The sequence below is a fragment of the Sedimentibacter sp. MB35-C1 genome (genome assembly GCF_030913635.1).
Lineage (GTDB): Bacteria > Bacillota > Clostridia > Tissierellales > Sedimentibacteraceae > Sedimentibacter.
In genome coordinates, this window is record NZ_CP133188.1 from 802,978 (window position 1) to 821,666 (window position 18,689).

Genomic DNA, 18,689 nt, shown 5'->3' on the forward strand with positions numbered 1-18,689 from the left:
CAATTATTTCTGTGGGAGAACAATGTGAAAACCAAGAATGAAAAGAAAGCAAATAAAATAAAAAACACTATAACTATAGATTATGAAAATAAAAGACTATCTGTCTTTTACTTTTTGCCACTGCTATTAATTGCGGGATTTGTACCTCTTATAGTCCATGCAAAGTATGTGGATTTGAGCGGAACAACTCAAGCCTTGTACTGGACAGGCCAGCAGCAGTACCTGGATTTTTTTAGCTACTGGAAATCACGCTGGGTAGTAACACTTACAGCAATATCATTGGTATTTTATATAATTTTATATTTGAAAAAGAAATTACCATATAAGAATTTAAAACAATACTATATACCATTAGGAATTTATGCAATATTTGTAATTATATCAACCATATTTGCCATAGACACACAAACAGCACTCTGGGGATTTGTAGATATGTACCAGGGCATGTTTGTGTTGCTAAGTTATGTACTACTTACATTTTTGACTATTAATTTTGTCAACAATGAAAGAGATATAAGGCTGTTCGCCAATGCCTTTTTATTCCTTATGATAGTTGAAGGAATAATCGGTGTAGGGCAATATTTTGGACACGACTTTTTTCAAACAGAAATAGGGAAAAAACTGATGCTGCCGAGTAATTTAGTTGTTGAGGATCTATCATTTTCGTTCGGACCTAAGACAATATATGGTACACTGTTTAATACAAACTTTGTGGGTAGCTTTGCTACTTTAATGTTGCCGCTGTCTGTTGCTTTTCTATTGGGAGCGAAAACAAATAAACAAAGAATTATTTCAGCAATAGCAGTAGTATTGATGATATTTGTATGGATAGGCTGTAATTCAAGGGCAGGATACTTGGGTATGGTAGTAGCGGTAGTATTTGCCTTGTGGTTGTTCAGAAAGATTATAAAAAAATATTGGATTTTGTTTGCTGGATTGATTATAGTTTTTGTAATATTATTATTTGGTCTTAATAAAGCTTCTGAAGGTAAAATATTTACAAGGCTAAAGACATTTAATATAAAAGAACAAATTGAGTTAATAAAGGAAAATAATGAAAAGGCATTTAAGTTTGAAGACATTATTTTAGGACAAGATAGTTTTACTATAAAAACAAACAGAGAAACATTAAATTTTAAAATTGATGGAAATAAGTTATATTTTATGGATGAAAACAATAATGAGCTTGAAATAACCACAAAAGGGAATGAAATTACTATAAATGCTGGAAAATATGCTGGGTATAAAATTAAGATTGCCAAAGATTATCCAGGAGTTATTGTCACAAGAGTGGGCAGAAATTTTAATTTTTATTTTACAAACAGTGGAGTTAAATTAATAAGCTCCGGAGGACGTATAGCTGAGCCTGTAGAAGCAGAAAATTACAAATTACTTGATGGATTAGAAAAGTTGGCTTCAGGCAGAGGCTATATATGGGGAAGAACAATACCATTATTGAACAAATATATAGGCACAGGATCAGGCCCGGACAATTATCCTATGGCTTTTCCACAGGACGATATATTAGCTAAGTCTTACGTATTTGCGGATCCAAATACTGTAGTAGATAAACCGCATAATTTATACCTCCAAATTGCAACTAACACAGGAGTTTTTTCTCTTATGTCCTTATTAGCAGCATGGGGTGTATATATTATTATCAGTTTAAAATTGTATAGTAAAATAACCTTTGATTCACTAGAAAAATTAATAGGAGCATCCTGCCTTGTAAGCATTATAGGATATTTAGCTGCAGCGATTTTTAATGATAGCATCGTAAGCGTTGCACCTATATTTTGGATCATATTAGGATTAGGTATAAGCATAAACTTAAGATTGAAAAACAATGTTGCTTAATGTTTATTGGGGGAACTATGTCAAGTATATATAACAGTATTTATAAATTATTAAATAAATATCGCAAATATGTATTGATGTTTATAGATACATTTATTGTTGTAATTTCATACCTGTCACCGCATGTTATAAGTGGTATTCATCCTGATAAAATTAAATGGTTTATGAATACATGGTACATCTATACAATAATTTATATGGTAACATTTATTGCTATGGGCGTTTACAAAAACATATGGAGATATGCAGGCATACAGGATATATACAAGTGTTTAAAGGCCTCTGTAATAGCTAATTTAGTATTCTTCATACTAACCAGGTCTGCCAACATATTTGTCAGATACTATGTATATTTGGTGGCTTTCATAGTTACAAGCTTCTGTACGATGGCAATAAGAGTTGTGTACAGAGCGGTGCTTATTGTTGGAGAAAGAGGAGCAAAAAAGCTAAGCCATTATACAAATGTTATGATAGTTGGTGCTGGGCAGGCTACAGTTGCTATATTGAATGAGATAAGCAGGAACAACCCCAACAGTTACATGGTTCGATGCATAGTTGATGATGATAAAATAAAAATAGGCAGAAATATAAATTCCGTACCTGTTGTTTCCTCAACGAATGAGATCCCTATTATGGTAAAAAGGTATGATGTTGAAGAAATAATATTGTCAATTCCTTCTGTTGACAAGGATAATAAAAAGCGTATACTTGATATTTGTGCAGATACAAAGTGTAAATTAAAAATTTTACCTGAAGTATACAGCCTTTTGACAAATGATAATGAAATAATGAATAAAATAAGAGAGGTTCAGGTAGAGGACTTATTAGGTAGAGAACCTATTATTTTTGACTGTACTATGACTAAAGAATACATCCAAGGAAAAACTGTCCTTGTGACAGGCGGAGGCGGCTCCATTGGTTCTGAACTCTGCAGGCAGATTGCTTCCTATTCTCCTGAAAAATTAGTTATTTTGGATATATATGAGAACAATGCCTATAATATTCAACAGGAATTAATAAGAACATATGGCGATAAATTAGATATGGAAGTTGAAATTGCTTCCGTAAGAGATAAAAACAAACTGAATCAATTATTTGAATTAAATCATATTAATATTGTATTTCATGCTGCTGCTCACAAGCATGTGCCTCTTATGGAAAAAAATCCTGAGGAGGCAATTAAAAACAATGTAATTGGAACATACAATGTTGTACAGGTTGCCCATGAGCATGAAATTGAAAAATTTGTTCTTATATCAACAGATAAAGCAGTCAACCCAACTAATATAATGGGTGCAACAAAAAGAATTGCAGAAATGATAATTCAATCCTATAATAATCACAGTAAAACAGAATTTGTTGCAGTTAGATTTGGAAATGTACTGGGCAGTAACGGTTCAGTTATTCCTTTATTCAAAGAACAAATAAGAGAGGGCGGACCGGTAACTGTTACTCATGAAGAAATAACAAGATATTTTATGACAATACCGGAAGCGGTACAATTAGTTCTTCGCGCTTCGTCCATGGCTGATGGTGGTGAAATTTTTGTGCTGGATATGGGTGAGCCTGTTAAGATAAAGGAATTAGCATATAATTTAATCAGACTGTCAGGACTGGAGCCGGAAGTTGATATAAATATAGAGTATACCGGACTAAGACCCGGTGAAAAGTTGTATGAAGAATTGCTTATAAGCCATGGTAAAAACCAAATTAAGACAAGTATAGATAAAATATTCATAGAGAGACCAACAGAGTTTGACGAACAGGAATTGTTTGAATTAATAGGACAACTGGAAAAAGCAGCTTATGATTTGGATGTAGATAAAATAATATTTTTAATAGAAAGACTTGTTCCTACGTATAAAAGAACCTTGAATGACAGTGGAGATACGAGTGTTGAATATGCTCATTGTTGATTTGTTTAAGGTAGAATCTTATACTGTTAATTATCATATTAAAGAAATCTATAAAAGTGGAGAATTAGAAAAGTTGGCAACTACCCGAAAATTTTGAGTAGTTCAAAATAAGTTTAACTAGGATTCAAATAGATACGCATCGTTTGACGAATTGATAACTGCAGTAAGGGCATAATTTGTCTACACTAATAGTGAGATTGATTATTATATTTGAGTTGTTGCTTAATTTGCGACAAGTGAAATATTTAATATAATCGAATTTGAGACATTGAAAAATGAATGATCAAGGAATCCTTGACAGTTGTAAATGAAATTGTGACTTAGGTATATCAGGTGATTCTTATGAATAATAAAGGGTTTACTTTAATTGAAGTAATAGTAGTTCTTTCTATACTTGGAATTATATCATTAATTGCAATTACTAGGTTTTTAACTATTAGTGAAAATGTCAGAAGAGATGTATGTGAGGCTAGTAGAGTAGAATTGCACATGAAATATATCTTGTTGAGAATGATAAATCGGATACTGATGTTAATTTTAATGCCTTCTTAAGTCAGTATGATCAGAAAATTTGTCCTGATGGTGAGGCTAGGTGTAGTGCGTATGCTGATGATGTTGGTGGAGTGAATGATTCTGAGGAAGATGATGGTGTGGTGTCGTTTTTGTAGGGTTAAGTAAAATAGATATATACAAATGCTGAAACACAATATGTTGCATAGGCGAAATCGTGATTTGTAATTATGTAATTACGAATTCAGCAAACTTTTTATGTATTTTACGCCGATTCTACGTGAGTATGGTGAAAGGAAGGCAGTGATATCAATAGTTTTAACAGAAAGTCAAAAATGTACATTTTAATTTCTCATTAATTATAGATACATATAGCTCACATAAATTAGAAATCAAGAAGGGGCACAATATATTAAGGTACCTCTATACAATAACATAGACTTTAGATAAGGAAGGATGACGGTAAAATGGCTTTGAACTTGATGTATATAACTAATAATCCAACAATTGCAGAAATAGCTGAAAGTAGTGGTGTAGACTGGATTTTTATTGACCTTGAGATTAACGGGAAAGAAGAACGTCAAGGGCATTTGGATACGGTGATTTCAAGACACCATATTGAAGATGTAAGGAGAGTTAAAAGTGTACTTAAGAATTCAAAGCTACTTGTGAGAGTAAATCCTATTTACGAAGGGTCTGTAAATGAAATTAATAAAGTTATTGATGATGGAGCGGACATTGTCATGCTTCCATTTTTCAAGTCAAAAGAAGAAGTGGATTCTTTTGTAAGATTTGTTGATAAAAGATCTAAAACGATGCTTCTACTAGAGACTCCTGAAGCTGTTGAAAACATTGATGATATTTTGAGTGTTGAGGGGGTTGATTATATCCACATTGGACTTAATGACCTTCATCTTGGATATGGCATGAAGTTTATGTTTGAGCTTCTGGCTGATGGTACAGTAGAGAAGTTATGCAACAAGATTAAAGCTGCAGGCATACCATATGGATTTGGTGGGATCGCACAGTTAGGAAAAGGAGATTTACCAGCTGAAAAGATAATTACAGAACATTATAGATTAGGTTCTAGCATGGTTATTCTTTCAAGAAGTTTTTGTAATGTTAAGCAGATTGGAGAACTATATGACATGAGAGAGCTTTTTCTAAATGGAGTTAAAGAAATTAGAGAATATGAAAAAGAACTTTTTAAAAAAAGTGAAGAGTTTTTTTTAAAGAATAGAATTGCTGCTAATGAGAAAGTTGCTGAAATAAAAAATAAACTTGAAAAGGTACAGAATTGATAAAAGAAGAAGGAGATTCAACAATGTATAAGGTATCTAAACGAATTTTCGATATTTTGCTGAGTGTAGTGATGCTAATTCTTGTAGCTCCGATAATGTTTATTACAGCATTAGTTGTAAAGCTAGACTCATCAGGTCCAGTTCTCTTTAAGCAGCAGCGAGTAGGAAAGAATGGAAAAGACTTCACTATACTTAAATTTAGAACTATGGTTATAAATGCTGAGAAAATGGGAACAGGATTAGATTCATTTGCAAACGACAGTAGAGTTACAAAAGTAGGTAAAATTTTAAGGAATACAAGTTTGGATGAGTTACCACAGTTATTTAATATATTAAAAGGAGATATGAGTTTTATAGGACCGAGACCACCAGTAGTTTACCACCCTTACAAATATGAAGATTATCCACCCGTACCTAAAAGAAGATTTGAAGTTAAACCTGGTGTGACAGGATACGCTCAGATAAACGGTAGAAATGAATTGTCTTGGGACGAAAAGTTTAAATTTGATTTGTTTTATATAGAGAATAGGAGCTTTTGGCTTGATTTAAAAATATTTGTATTGACTATTTTTAAAGTTCTAAAAATGGAAGGTAGTTATGATGTGGAGCAGAATAAGAAGAGTGAAAATGTAGATTAAAGGAGAATTAATAATGAGTAATAATCGTTTGATTTGGTTAAATGGTAAGATTGTCCCACTTGGCGAAGCGACAGTAAATGTTCTGGCACCAACATCACAATTTGGAGCTAATGTATTTGAAGGTATTAGATGTTATTGGAATGAAGAAGACAAACAACTTTATGCATTTAAGTTAGACGAGCATTTCAAACGTTTAAAAAATTCGATAAAAATGTTTCGCATGGAAGATAAATATACTGTTGAAGAGTTGAAAAAAGGATTTATTGATGTGGTGACAGCTAATAATTACAGGGAAGATATTGCCGTCAGACAAACTGTATTTATTGATGGTTTTGGATCATGGATGGCTAAAGGCCCTATTAACATGTTTATTGCTCCTATAGCTAAATCAAGAAATGATTTTAATAATAATAGTGGAATAAAGTGTTGTATTAGCTCTTGGGAGAGAATTAGCGATAAAAATCTTTCGCCAAAAGTCAAAGCAGGTGCAAATTACATTAATAGTCGTATGGCTCAAATGGAAGCAATAGAAAACGGATATGATTCAGCTATTTTCCTAAATAATCAAGGAAAGGTTTCCGAAAGTCCTGGATCATGTCTGTTCATAGTAAGAGATGGTAAACTTATAACACCACCTGTTACAGCGTCAATACTAGAAAGTATAACTAGAGATACAATTATTCAATTAGCAAGAAATGAGTTGAATGTTGAGGTTATTGAAAGAGAAATTGACAGAACAGAGTTATATATATGTGATGAAGTCTTTTTATGTGGTTCAGCAATGGAAATTACACCTGTAGTAAATGTCGATGGAATTCAAGTTTCAAATGGTAACCAAGGCAATATAACCAAGAGAATCCATCAAACTTATATCGAAATAGTGATTGGTAAAAGAGAAGAATACAGAAAATGGTTAACCGCAATATATGCATAATCTGGCTCTGAAATTTATTGAAATAAGGAGATTTTAGCAGTGGACATTAAACAAGAGAAATCATTAAGTATGCAAGATATTACTATTTCTAGTTTTACTGAAGAAGATCTTAATTCTTTTATCGAGATACACATTGAAAATTTGTTTTCAGATAGTGAATTTTCAAATATATATCTTGCCGAAAGATTCAAATATTTACTTCTGAATGAAGATGCTGTTACGGTTTCTGCAAAGAATAATGCTGGGGAAATGTTAGGTCTAGTTTACGGTGGCCCAGAAGGTTACAAGAATAATATGAACAAGCATATAATGAAAAAAATAGTATGGAGTTTATTGAGAAAGCCATATCTATTATTTGGCAGAGAATTTATATACAAGTATAAATCAGCTTTAAATAGACTGACTTTAAAATTGAAACCTAGTAGCACAAAAAATCAGGTGATTATGAATAGTTCCAAAACACAGTATTCACCACCTAGTCCAATTTTAAGACTAACAGGGATTGCTGTATTAGAAGAATTTTTACATTTAGGGATTGGGGAAAAATTGTTGATAGGTTATGAGATCGCTGCAAAAGAAAGAAATTATAAAAGTATTATTTTGGAAACACCTGATACAAATATCAGGGCGATAAAATTCTATGAGAAATTTGGATGGAAGAACTATGTGAGTGAAAATGCAAATATGGGTAAAGTTTATTTTTATAAACTAATCTCTTAAAATAAACGAATGGGAGATAGAAGTATGAATATTACATTTTTGGTAGGGCATTTAGCTAAAGAAAGACATTCGTTGCTATATGAACTTGCCTTAGATTTAGGAGAACACAATAATAATGTTACAGTAATTACAGGCTTTCCTTCTAGAAGAATAACTGAGAAAGTTAGACACTATTACTTGGAACATCCTATTGAACAAGTTTCTGATAATGTAAAAGTAATTAGAGTAGGTTCAAAAAGTGGTGAAGGTAATGGTTTGTTTATACGTATGATTAAATATGTGTTTTTGACGGTTAGTATATATAAGCAAGCTAAAAGACATGAAGCTGATGCCATATATATTTATAGCACTCCTCCCTTTTTAGGTTTGCTAGGTTCAAAACTTAAAAAAATTGCACCGACATTATATAATGCCCAAGATTTATTTCCAGATACGCTTGTGAAAATGAAAAAGTTGAGTGAGAATAATTTCCTTGTTAAGTTCTTAAGAAGTCTTGAAAAAAAGGTTTATAACTCAAACGCAAAAATTGTTACTATATCTGAAGATATGAAAAATACTATTATAGAACAAGGATGCAATGAAGAAAAAGTTGAAGTTATTCAAAATTGGGTTGACATTCAAAAAATTAATAAAGTTGATCGAGAAAATAATCAACTTTTTGCAAAATTTAATTTAGACAAAAATTCTTTTTATATATCATATGCAGGTGACATAGGGTTGTTTCAAAATTGGGAAGTAATATTAGATGCAGCAGAAGAACTCGATAAAGAATTCAATGATATTAAATTTGTCATTATTGGAAATGGTTCATATAAAGATAATATGGAGAAAAGTATCAAAAGAAGGAGACTAAATAATGTATTTATGTTTCCACTGCAACCAATAGAATTGGTTTCGAGTGCTTATAGTTTAGGTGATCTTGAGTTAGTTTCACTAGAAAAAGAAATGACGAAAATTGCACTACCTTCAAAAGTGGGTCAGATTTTAGCTGCTGGAAGCCCGTTATTGGGAATGTTTGATTCAGATAGTTATATTTCTAGTGAGATAAAAAATAAAAATCTTGGTGCAATAGTTGATAATTTCAGAAAAGAGTCTTTAGTTGAACTTATAAAATATTATTATAATAACCAGCATGAATTGGACTCAATTTCTAAAGATGTCAGATTGTATGCTGAACAACAACTGGAAAGAAAAACACAAACTTCTAAATATAATGATTTGTTGAGAAGTATTTCAAGCTAATTTTAATAACAAAAAGCGATTTTTCAGGAGGTAGTTAAATGTTTAAAGGTAAGACTTTACTTATTACAGGTGGAACAGGGTCTTTTGGTAACGCAGTAATGAAAAGATTCTTAAATACAGGTATTAAAGAAATTCGTATTTTTTCTCGTGATGAAAAGAAGCAAGATGACATGAGAAAACTATATAAAAACGATAAACTAAAGTTTTATATAGGAGACGTCAGAGATCTTGCTAGTGTCAAAAATGCTATGCATGGAGTAGATTACATTTTCCATGCGGCAGCTCTTAAACAGGTACCTTCTTGTGAATTCTTCCCGCTTGAGGCAGTTAAAACAAATGTGTTAGGAACTGATAATGTACTATCTGGTGCTATTGAAATGGGAGTGAAGAAAGTTATTTGTCTTTCTACAGATAAAGCAGCGTACCCAATTAATGCGATGGGAATCTCTAAAGCGATGATGGAGAAAGTTTTTGTGGCAAAAGCAAAGACCATTGATCCTGAAAGAACGCTTATCTGTGGTACAAGGTATGGAAATGTAATGGCATCAAGAGGGTCAGTAATTCCTTTGTTTATTGATCAGATCAAGAATGGACAACCCCTAACTGTTACAGACCCCAATATGACAAGATTCTTAATGAGCCTTGAAGAAGCTGTTGAACTTGTTGTATTTGCATTTCAGAATGCTGAAGCAGGCGATATTATGGTTCAGAAATCTCCAGCATCAACTATCGGAGATTTAGCTCAAGCTGTTAAGGAACTTTTCAAATCAGATAACGAAATCAAAGTAATTGGAACTCGTCATGGTGAGAAGCTCTACGAAACACTTCTGACAAAAGAAGAACATGTTGTAGCAAAAGACATGGGTGGATTCTATAGAGTGCCTGCTGATAAGAGAGACTTAAACTACGACAAGTATTTTGTAGAAGGAGATCAAAAACTTTCATCTGAAGATGAGTATAACTCTCATAATACAGAAAGGATAAACATAGAGCAGATTAAAGAAAAGTTGCTTCAACTTGATTATGTAAGGGATCAATTGGAAAGTTGGGATAGATAATGAATATTTTAGTCACTGGAGCAAAGGGCTTCATAGGAAAAAACTTAATAGCAGAGCTGAGAAATAGAAAGTACACTGAAATTTTTGAATATGATCGGGATACAGATCCTTCTCTACTTGATGAGTATTGTAAAGAGGCTGACTTTGTGTTTCACCTTGCGGGAGTTAACCGTCCAAAAGAAAAATCTGAGTTTATGGAAGGCAACTTTGGTTTCACCTCCGATCTATTAGATTCTCTTAAGAAACATAATAACACCTGCCCAGTGATGATTTCATCATCTATTCAAGCTGAGTTAGATAATTCTTACGGTGAAAGTAAGAAGGCAGGAGAAGACCTTCTGTTTAATTATGGTGTAGAAAGTGGATCTAAAGTTCTTGTTTACAGATTTCCAAATGTATTCGGTAAATGGTGTAGACCTAACTATAACAGTGCAGTAGCTACATTTTGTCATAATATTTCACATGATTTACCTATTCAAGTGAATGACCCAAGCGTAGTAATGAACCTTGTATATATAGATGATGTGGTTAACGAACTTATTAATACGCTAGAGGGAAAAGAAAACAAAATAGGTTCATTTTGTGAAGTTCCTGTGGTACATACTGTTACTCTTGGTGAAATAGTAGATTTGATTCATTCATTCAAAAAGAGTAGAGAAGATAGATCAGTGCCAAATATGTCTGATGAATTTGCCAAGAAACTCTACAGTACATACTTAAGCTATTTGCCTGAAGATAAGTTTGGTTATGACTTAAAGATGAATGTGGATCAGAGAGGATCTTTCACAGAGTTTATTAGAACCCCTGATCGTGGCCAGGTTTCAGTTAATATCTCAAGACCTGGAATTACAAAAGGGAATCATTGGCATCACTCGAAGAATGAGAAGTTTCTAGTTGTCAGTGGTAATGGAGTCGTTCGGTTTAGAAAAATTGATTCAGATGAAGTAATAGAGTATTTTGTAAGTGGAGATAAAATGGAAGTCGTAGATATACCAACGGGCTATACACATAATATTGAAAATTTAGGGGATACAGATATGGTCACGATAATGTGGGCCAATGAGCCATTTGACCCTGAAAAACCAGATACTTACTTTTTGGAGGTATAACTGATGAAGAAATTAAAAGTCATGACAGTTGTAGGCACTAGACCAGAGATAATAAGACTGTCAGCGGTTATAAATAAATTAGATGAATCAAAAGCAATTGAACATGTCCTTGTTCATACAGGGCAAAATTATGATTATGAATTAAATGAAGTGTTCTTTAATGACTTCAAATTAAAGAAACCGGCTTACTTCTTAAATGCTGCTACGGGAACAGCAGTTGAAACGATTGGAAATATTTTAGTAAAGATTGATCCTATTTTAGATGAAGTAAAACCAGATGCGTTTTTAGTTTTAGGAGACACTAATAGCTGTTTATGCGCAATAGCAGCTAAGAGAAAGCATATTCCTATTTTCCATATGGAAGCGGGAAATAGATGCTTCGATCAAAGAGTACCAGAAGAAACAAACAGAAAAATTGTGGACCACACAGCAGATATCAACCTAACCTATAGTGATATTGCTCGAGAGTATCTTTTAAGAGAAGGTCTACCTTCAGATAGAGTAATAAAGACTGGCAGTCCAATGTTAGAAGTTCTTAATTCAAGGAAAGATGATATTGAAAAGTCAGATGTGCTTGAAAGGTTAGGACTTGATAAAGATAAATATTTTGTTGTTTCTGCTCATAGAGAAGAGAATATCAGCTCGGAAGAAAATTTTATGGATTTAGTAGATAGCTTAAATACGATAGCGGAAAAATATCAGATGCCGTTGATCGTGAGTACACATCCAAGAACGAGAAAAATGATTGAAGCAAAAGGTATTGAGTTTAATCCTTTAATTAAAACTATGAAGCCGCTTGGATTTAATGATTATGTAAAACTTCAAAAATATGCAAAGGCTGTACTAAGTGATAGCGGTACAATCAGTGAAGAGTCATCGATTCTTGGATTTAGGGCACTTAATATTCGACAAGCTCATGAGAGACCAGAGGCAATGGAAGAAGCATCTGTTATGATGGTAGGACTAAAGAAGGAAAGAGTTCTACAGGGGTTAGAAGTATTAGAGACACAAAAAAAAGATTCATTGAGATTAGTAGCTGATTATAGTATGCCGAATGTGTCAGATAAGGTGTTGAGGATTATTTTATCTTATACAGATTATGTGAATAGAGTAGTTTGGGGAAAAAAGGGGAAATGTTAAATGGATATACTTTTTTTGGGAGGGGTTTTTGATAATGATAGTTATATTAAAAAAAGCAAGAAAAGTGTCCAGAATGCCGCTAACTTACTTCAATGGAATATAGTTAATGGTATCGAGAGTGGTTTAGAGAAACCGGTAAATATATTGAATTCGGTTTTTGTCGGATCATTCCCTGAACAATATTCAGAAATATTTATAAAGTCATATAATTGGAATCATGTTAAAGGGGCACTCGATAGAAATGTAGGGTTTATTAATATTGCTGGTATAAAACATATCACTAGAGCATGCAACTTATCAAAAGAGATTAAAAAGTGGGCAAGTCAAGAATCTGGAGAGAAAATTATTATTGCTTATGCAATGCATACCCCTTTTTTATATGCGATAAGACAAGCAAAGAAAACAAATCCTGAAATTAAGATATGTTTAATAGTACCAGACCTCCCTCAATTTATGAAGTTAGGTACTAATCCTGGCGTATTATATCGGATTTTTAAGCCTTTAGATATTAAGTTAATTAATAAATTGATAAAATACATTGATTATTATGTTTTTCTAACAAAACACATGGCGGAGTATTTTCATATATCTGCAGAGAAGTATGTTGTAGTTGAAGGTATGGTTGATAGCAATGAGATAATCAGGGACTATGAATCTATTTCTCATAGTGAAGAAAAGGAAAAAACAATTTTATATACAGGAACATTGAATTTTAAATATGGTATTCAAAAGTTATTGGATGCTTTTAAGCTTATAGATCGTCCCAATTATAAGTTGCTGATTTGTGGAGCAGGAGAAGCTAAGGGTAGAATAGTTGAGTTATCAAAAAGTGATTCTAGAGTTGAATATCTAGGTTTATTGAATAGACAAGAGGTTGTTAGTTTACAGAGAAAGGCTACTGTTTTGATTAACCCAAGGGGATATGAAGATGAATATACCAAATACTCATTTCCATCAAAGATAATGGAATATCTCAAGTCGGGAAGACCAACTATAGCATACAAACTACCTGGAATACCAGAAGAATATGACAAATTCATATATTTTATTAATGATATGACGGCTGAAAGTATGGCTTCAAAAATACTTCAAGTTTGCGAAGAAGATTCTGATATATTAGATGAGTTTGGAAGAACCGCGAAAGAATTTGTATTAACTAAAAAAAACAACATTAAACAATGTGAGAAGATAATTAATTTGTTAACCAAATAAGAATAATAGATACATTTTAAGATTAGGAGAATACCAATGATATTTGTGATCATTTTAAGTGCTTCTTTGATATTACAATTCATATCAAAGATTATTAAAAACAATAAAATGAGTAATATTTTCGATTATTTATCAATATCTTCGATGTTTTTCTTGAGTGGTCTTAGATATGATGTTGGGAGAGATTTCTGGGGATATTATAACAATATGGCGTCTCAAGGCTATAATGTTGAAGTTGGGGCAAGATATTTAATAAACGTAGTACAATATTTAAAGCTAGATATGCAAGCTTTTATATTTGCACTTTCTTTTTTTACCGGACTATTTTTATATCTTACAATTAAATACTATGATCAGAACAAAAAAACAAGATATATAAGTATTATTTTAATATTCTCCCTATTGTTTTTTAATTCGCTTAATATTTCAAGACAAATTTTAGCAGCAAGTGTTTTTGCGTACTCTACTAGATTTATTGTCGAGAAAAAAATCATTAGATTTATATTATATGTTTTACTAGCAGCTTCATTTCATATGACAGCTGTGTTTTTACTCGCGATATATCCAATTAGCATGCTTTTTATAAAGCTGAAGAATAAAAGAACACTTTTTAACCTAACACTATTGATTTCTATAATTAATATGTTTGTTCCTTTTATCTCTAATTGGATTAAGTGGATAACATTATACATTACGAGTAGCATAGGGAAATATAATAGTTATTTTGATAGAATTATTGGTGATGATAATTATTTTTCTACTTTCAATTTGATTATGGCAATTTTATTATTGGTTCTCATTAATTTAAACAATTTCAAAAAAAACACAGTTCTTGATAAAGATAAATATAATATTGGTATGTTCATTCAGTTTATGGCGGTTTTGTTTATTTTGTTTAATTCGATTCTTAATTTTTCTACTCTTACTATGAGATTTTATTATTATTTTACTATATTCGTTATATTAACAATAGGAAGTTATAAAAACTTATTCTATACGACGGATAGATATATTAATACAATATATAAATTAACGATAGGGGCTTTTGCTCTAATAAGTACAACAAATTCTATATTAGGTGCAATTTATAATTCAATGCTAAATCTTTATCCATTTAATATTAGGATATTTGATATTATTTTTGCTTTAAAGTAAAGTATTAGTTACTGTGTAATTGGGGAGGGTGTGAATCGGTGAAACACATTTTAAAAAGAAATATTTTTAAATATTTAAGAAAGGCAAAATATGATATTAGTAGAATAAAAAAGAACAAAATTAGGAAGATATATAATCCACACAAACTGACGTTACATACGATATCTATAAAAAATAGACATGTTTTTGCTGGTTATTATGATAAAGATCCTTATTCAAATGAGGATAAAAAAATACTTTTTGTAACATGTGATAGAAATTTGGAGAATAGTAAAATCGGATATTATGATCTGGATAAGCATAAAACAGTAATACTTTCTGAAGTTTATGTTAATAGTTGGCAAATGGGGCCTAGACTACTTTGGTTTAAGCAAGGCCAAATTTTCTTTAATAATTTTAACAATGGTATTTTCAACTCAAAAGTTATTGATGTACATGGTAATGTGATGAGGGATTTTAGTTTTCCGTTGTATGAAATTTCAAACAATAAAAAATATGGGATAGGTCTAGATTTTTCCTTATTGCATTTACTTCGTGAAGGATATGGTTACAATAATCTTCATACCACGATAGAAGATTATTACAGTAATTCTAAAAATAGTTTGATATTATATGATATCAATGAATCTGTTCCTATCAAATCATTGCAGATGAAAGATATTCTTACAGAGTTTCCAGTTTTAAATAAGGAAAAATATTATCATTATTTTAATCATATATCCTTTAATACTGATGATAAATATTTTCTCTTCTTTCATCTGTGGAAAGATAAACAAACTGGGCAATTATCAAATAGGCTCTTAATTGCGAATACTGATTTAGAAATCATTTTTATTCTCGAAGAGGGTAATAAGGTTTCACATTATACATGGAAAGAAAAAGATGAACTTCTAATTACGACATATGAAAAAGATAAGTGCAAATATAAGTTGTATAAGTTCGATTTTGAAAACAAGACATACACCGTTAAATGTTTATCGGGTCTGTTCGGAGATGGACACCCAACTTATATTTGTGAAAATACAATTATTACTGATACTTATCCTGATAGAACTAGCTACCAGTCTCTTTTTACGTACAATTTTAAGATGGAGGAGAGAATAGATCTATTGGAAATCTATAGCGATCCAATGCAATTTAATATTAAAAGATGTGATTTACATCCTAAAGCTTCTCCTAATTCTGATATTATATCTTTTGACTCAACACATCTTGGTTATAGAACGCTAAGTTATTTTAGTATTTCTCAGATAAACAAATAAATAAAAGGAAGTAGGTTATATATGAAAGTTAATAATAATTTCTTTACAATAGTAATTGCAACTTATAATAGACCCAAATCGCTCGAAAAACTACTATATAGTTTAAGTGATGCAGATTTTGATAACTGCTCTGCTAACTTGATAATTAGTATAGATGGAAATGAAAATAAGGAAGTACAAAATATTTCAAATCAGTTCAATTGGAAATACGGTGAAAAACACGTTGTTATTCACGAAAACCAATTGGGTTTAAAAAGCCATTTTTTATGGTGTGGTGACTTAACATTAAAGCATGGTACGGTATTATTCTTAGAGGAAGATATGTTAGTAGTTAAGACTTTTCCAAACTTTGTTCTATCATTTGTAGACAGATTTAAAAATGATGATAGAATAGCGGGTGCCTCTTTATATAGCATTGAGTATAACGAATTAACATCAACTAATTTTAAGCCTATTAATGATGGTTATGACAACTTTTTTTATCAACAACCATACTGGGGAAAGATTTATCTGAGAGATAAATGGCTAGAGTTTCGTAAATGGTTTGATAAAGGCGAGTTTGATTATAAACTATTACCTTCAAATGTAAACAAATGGAAAGAAACATCTTTTAAGAAACATTATATTTTATACTTAATCACAAAAGATAAGTATTATTTATTCCCTCGAATATCTTTAGCAACAAATCAAGGTGTTAGCGGTATACATGCATCAGATAGGATAGAATATCAGACTGAATTATTGTATGGTGATAAAGAATGGACATTTTCAGATCTTAGCATATCACTATCAATTTACGATGCATTTCAAGAAATAAAACCTGAAGTATTGAAAAAATATAATGAGTCACTTCAGACTTATGATTTTATTGTAGACATTAACTCAACTAAAAAAAATTTTGATAAAGATTATATATTAACGACTAGAAAATCGCAAAACAGTATACTTAGTTTTTCGTTAAATCTTAAACCTTATGAGGCTAATATATTAAAGAATAATAATGGTGAAGGAATAAATCTAATTAGAACAAGTGAAGTGAGAACATCAAAATATAGTGGTTTAATTTCTAGGATAAGAATCTTGTATTGGAGTTATATAAGATACAATATTTTCAATTTAAAAAAAATTTTTGTGTTACTAGCTGTATATATATTCAAAAAAGGAAAGTATTGATATGACAGCTAGACTGGTAAGGAGCATAATTTATGAGATCAAGTAGGCTACTAAAAAATATAGCTTTTTATTTTATGGGGACTTTTTCTACAAAGTTAATACAGTTTTTATTTATTCCACTTTATACAGCTTACATTGTTACATCAGATTTTGGCTATTTCAATTTAACAATATCGATTATAAGTTTGGTAATGCCTTTATTATACCAATCAATATGGGAGGGTATATTAAGATTTACCATAGAAAATGAAAATAACAAAAAGAGGGTGTTATCAACAACTAACATCTACTGTTTAGGCATTACTATATTATATTCAGCTATATTTGCAGTTGTAAGTAAATTATTAAATATACAGTATGGTGTTCTTATATTGATTTTGGGTCTAAGTCAAATGGGGGTTGCGTATTGGCAGTTTTCAGCAAGAGCCTTGAAAGAAAATAAGATTTATGCGTTGTCAACAGTGGTTAATTCAATTATTACGGTTAGTCTAAATTTATTTTTAATTATTGTACTTAAATGGGGGTTATTGGCACTTTTTGTTGCAAATACTTTTGGTAATTTAGCGATGATAATTGTTATTGAAAGTAAAATCAAGCTAATTATAAATACAAAGAAAGCTGATTTTAGTTTTCATTTACTGAAATCAATACTCAAATATTCATTACCACTTTCTATAAATGCATTATCTTGGTGGCTTATTACATCATCTAACAATTTAGTTATATCGAGTAGAATTGGTATTGATGAAAATGGTATATATTCAATGGCAAGTCGGTTCGGTTCTATACTGACATTAGTGACATCTGTTGTAAATATGGCCTGGCTTGAAGAAGCTTTTAGAACATATGGTGATAGTGATAAAGATCAATACTTTAATAGAGTACTAAATATACTAACTCGGTTGGTGTTAAGTGGCGTAGCAGTATTAATACCAATAACATATATATTCTATAATTTCTTCGTTTTTGGTGATTACTATGATGGTGTTTTTTTAACCCCAATTATCTATTTAAGCTCTGCGTATTCTACTTTAGCCGCTCACTTGGGAAGTGGGTTTCTTGCTAGAAAAGAAAGTGACAAAATTTTTAAAACAACATTAATTGGAGGAATCGTTTCTATAGTTGGCGGGTTTGCACTTGCGGGATCTTTTGGAATCATGGCTGTAGTCATAACATCATTATTGGGGTATCTAATTATGTATTTTATAAGAGTACCAATCCTAAAAAAAAGAATGGATTTAAAAATAGATTTTACGATTCTGATGGGATTAACTTCACTCAATCTATTAACTATGTATATTAGTTCTATCAAACCTAGAGATGTAATATATCAAATGTTTGTACTAATTCTTACGGCATTCATTATAATAATCTTAAATAGAAAAGAATTGTTTATGATAATTAGACAAATTAAGGAGAAAATCAAAAGAAATCAATAATTAATTATAGAATTATTAGATAA

At 31.1% G+C, this 18,689-nt stretch carries 16 protein-coding genes; all 16 read left to right on the forward strand.

Features of this window, described 5'->3' with window-relative positions; all coding sequences use genetic code 11:
* Positions 1–24: 24 nt before the first annotated feature.
* The 16 genes from RBQ61_RS03835 (at position 25) to RBQ61_RS03910 (ending at position 18,666) form a co-directional block, all read left to right on the forward strand.
* Positions 25–1,857 carry an O-antigen ligase family protein gene (locus RBQ61_RS03835; protein WP_308139202.1) on the forward strand — a complete coding sequence of 611 codons (1,833 nt, stop codon included), beginning with the start codon at positions 25–27 and terminating at the stop codon, positions 1,855–1,857.
* Between the two features lie 17 nt (positions 1,858–1,874).
* Positions 1,875–3,773 (forward strand): nucleoside-diphosphate sugar epimerase/dehydratase, encoded by a 1,899-nt coding sequence (locus RBQ61_RS03840; RefSeq protein WP_308139203.1) that lies wholly within the window; start codon positions 1,875–1,877, stop codon positions 3,771–3,773.
* A 342-nt stretch (positions 3,774–4,115) separates the two neighbouring features.
* Positions 4,116–4,325: a type II secretion system protein gene (locus RBQ61_RS03845; RefSeq protein WP_308139204.1), complete on the forward strand. Its 210-nt coding sequence runs from the start codon at positions 4,116–4,118 to the stop codon at positions 4,323–4,325.
* 425 nt (positions 4,326–4,750) lie between these two features.
* Positions 4,751–5,584, forward strand: a complete 834-nt coding sequence (locus RBQ61_RS03850; RefSeq protein WP_308139205.1) for an aldolase/citrate lyase family protein — start codon at positions 4,751–4,753, stop codon at positions 5,582–5,584.
* Positions 5,581–6,222, forward strand: a complete 642-nt coding sequence (locus tag RBQ61_RS03855; protein WP_308139206.1) for a sugar transferase — start codon at positions 5,581–5,583, stop codon at positions 6,220–6,222. The genes RBQ61_RS03850 and RBQ61_RS03855 overlap by 4 nt, the downstream gene beginning before the upstream one ends.
* Positions 6,223–6,232: 10 nt before the next feature.
* Entirely contained in the window at positions 6,233–7,156 is a 924-nt protein-coding gene (locus RBQ61_RS03860; protein WP_374049908.1) for a branched-chain amino acid transaminase, read from the forward strand.
* A gap of 39 nt (positions 7,157–7,195) precedes the next feature.
* Positions 7,196–7,876 (forward strand): N-acetyltransferase, encoded by a 681-nt coding sequence (locus RBQ61_RS03865; protein WP_308139208.1) that lies wholly within the window; start codon positions 7,196–7,198, stop codon positions 7,874–7,876.
* A gap of 24 nt (positions 7,877–7,900) precedes the next feature.
* Positions 7,901–9,118 (forward strand): glycosyltransferase family 4 protein, encoded by a 1,218-nt coding sequence (locus RBQ61_RS03870; RefSeq protein ID WP_308139209.1) that lies wholly within the window; start codon positions 7,901–7,903, stop codon positions 9,116–9,118.
* Between the two features lie 38 nt (positions 9,119–9,156).
* The gene (locus tag RBQ61_RS03875; protein WP_308139210.1) at positions 9,157–10,176 is read left to right on the forward strand and encodes a nucleoside-diphosphate sugar epimerase/dehydratase; all 1,020 of its coding nucleotides are present in this window, start codon (positions 9,157–9,159) and stop codon (positions 10,174–10,176) included.
* Positions 10,176–11,285, forward strand: a complete 1,110-nt coding sequence (locus tag RBQ61_RS03880; protein WP_308139211.1) for a capsular polysaccharide biosynthesis protein CapF — start codon at positions 10,176–10,178, stop codon at positions 11,283–11,285. The genes RBQ61_RS03875 and RBQ61_RS03880 overlap by 1 nt, the downstream gene beginning before the upstream one ends.
* Positions 11,286–11,288: 3 nt before the next feature.
* Positions 11,289–12,425, forward strand: a complete 1,137-nt coding sequence (wecB, locus tag RBQ61_RS03885) for a non-hydrolyzing UDP-N-acetylglucosamine 2-epimerase (protein WP_308139212.1) — start codon at positions 11,289–11,291, stop codon at positions 12,423–12,425.
* A complete protein-coding gene (locus RBQ61_RS03890) occupies positions 12,426–13,637 on the forward strand; it encodes a glycosyltransferase (protein ID WP_308139213.1) in 1,212 nt (403 codons plus the stop codon).
* A 36-nt stretch (positions 13,638–13,673) separates the two neighbouring features.
* A complete protein-coding gene (locus tag RBQ61_RS03895) occupies positions 13,674–14,792 on the forward strand; it encodes an EpsG family protein (RefSeq protein WP_308139214.1) in 1,119 nt (372 codons plus the stop codon).
* 38 nt (positions 14,793–14,830) lie between these two features.
* Positions 14,831–16,054 carry a hypothetical protein gene (locus RBQ61_RS03900; RefSeq protein ID WP_308139215.1) on the forward strand — a complete coding sequence of 408 codons (1,224 nt, stop codon included), beginning with the start codon at positions 14,831–14,833 and terminating at the stop codon, positions 16,052–16,054.
* A 21-nt stretch (positions 16,055–16,075) separates the two neighbouring features.
* On the forward strand, positions 16,076–17,227 hold the full coding sequence (locus RBQ61_RS03905; protein ID WP_308139216.1) for a glycosyltransferase family A protein: 1,152 nt from the start codon (positions 16,076–16,078) through the stop codon (positions 17,225–17,227).
* A gap of 32 nt (positions 17,228–17,259) precedes the next feature.
* Positions 17,260–18,666, forward strand: a complete 1,407-nt coding sequence (locus RBQ61_RS03910; RefSeq protein ID WP_308139217.1) for a lipopolysaccharide biosynthesis protein — start codon at positions 17,260–17,262, stop codon at positions 18,664–18,666.
* The last annotated feature ends 23 nt before the right edge of the window (positions 18,667–18,689 follow it).

Coding starts and splice junctions, on each gene's coding strand:
- RBQ61_RS03840 (WP_308139203.1), top strand. CDS start 1,875: ATGTCAAGTATATATAACAGTATTTATAAATTATTAAATAAATATCGC.
- RBQ61_RS03845 (WP_308139204.1), top strand. CDS start 4,116: ATGAATAATAAAGGGTTTACTTTAATTGAAGTAATAGTAGTTCTTTCT.
- RBQ61_RS03850 (WP_308139205.1), top strand. CDS start 4,751: ATGGCTTTGAACTTGATGTATATAACTAATAATCCAACAATTGCAGAA.
- RBQ61_RS03870 (WP_308139209.1), top strand. CDS start 7,901: ATGAATATTACATTTTTGGTAGGGCATTTAGCTAAAGAAAGACATTCG.
- RBQ61_RS03875 (WP_308139210.1), top strand. CDS start 9,157: ATGTTTAAAGGTAAGACTTTACTTATTACAGGTGGAACAGGGTCTTTT.
- RBQ61_RS03880 (WP_308139211.1), top strand. CDS start 10,176: ATGAATATTTTAGTCACTGGAGCAAAGGGCTTCATAGGAAAAAACTTA.
- wecB (WP_308139212.1), top strand. CDS start 11,289: ATGAAGAAATTAAAAGTCATGACAGTTGTAGGCACTAGACCAGAGATA.
- RBQ61_RS03890 (WP_308139213.1), top strand. CDS start 12,426: ATGGATATACTTTTTTTGGGAGGGGTTTTTGATAATGATAGTTATATT.
- RBQ61_RS03895 (WP_308139214.1), top strand. CDS start 13,674: ATGATATTTGTGATCATTTTAAGTGCTTCTTTGATATTACAATTCATA.
- RBQ61_RS03905 (WP_308139216.1), top strand. CDS start 16,076: ATGAAAGTTAATAATAATTTCTTTACAATAGTAATTGCAACTTATAAT.
- RBQ61_RS03910 (WP_308139217.1), top strand. CDS start 17,260: ATGAGATCAAGTAGGCTACTAAAAAATATAGCTTTTTATTTTATGGGG.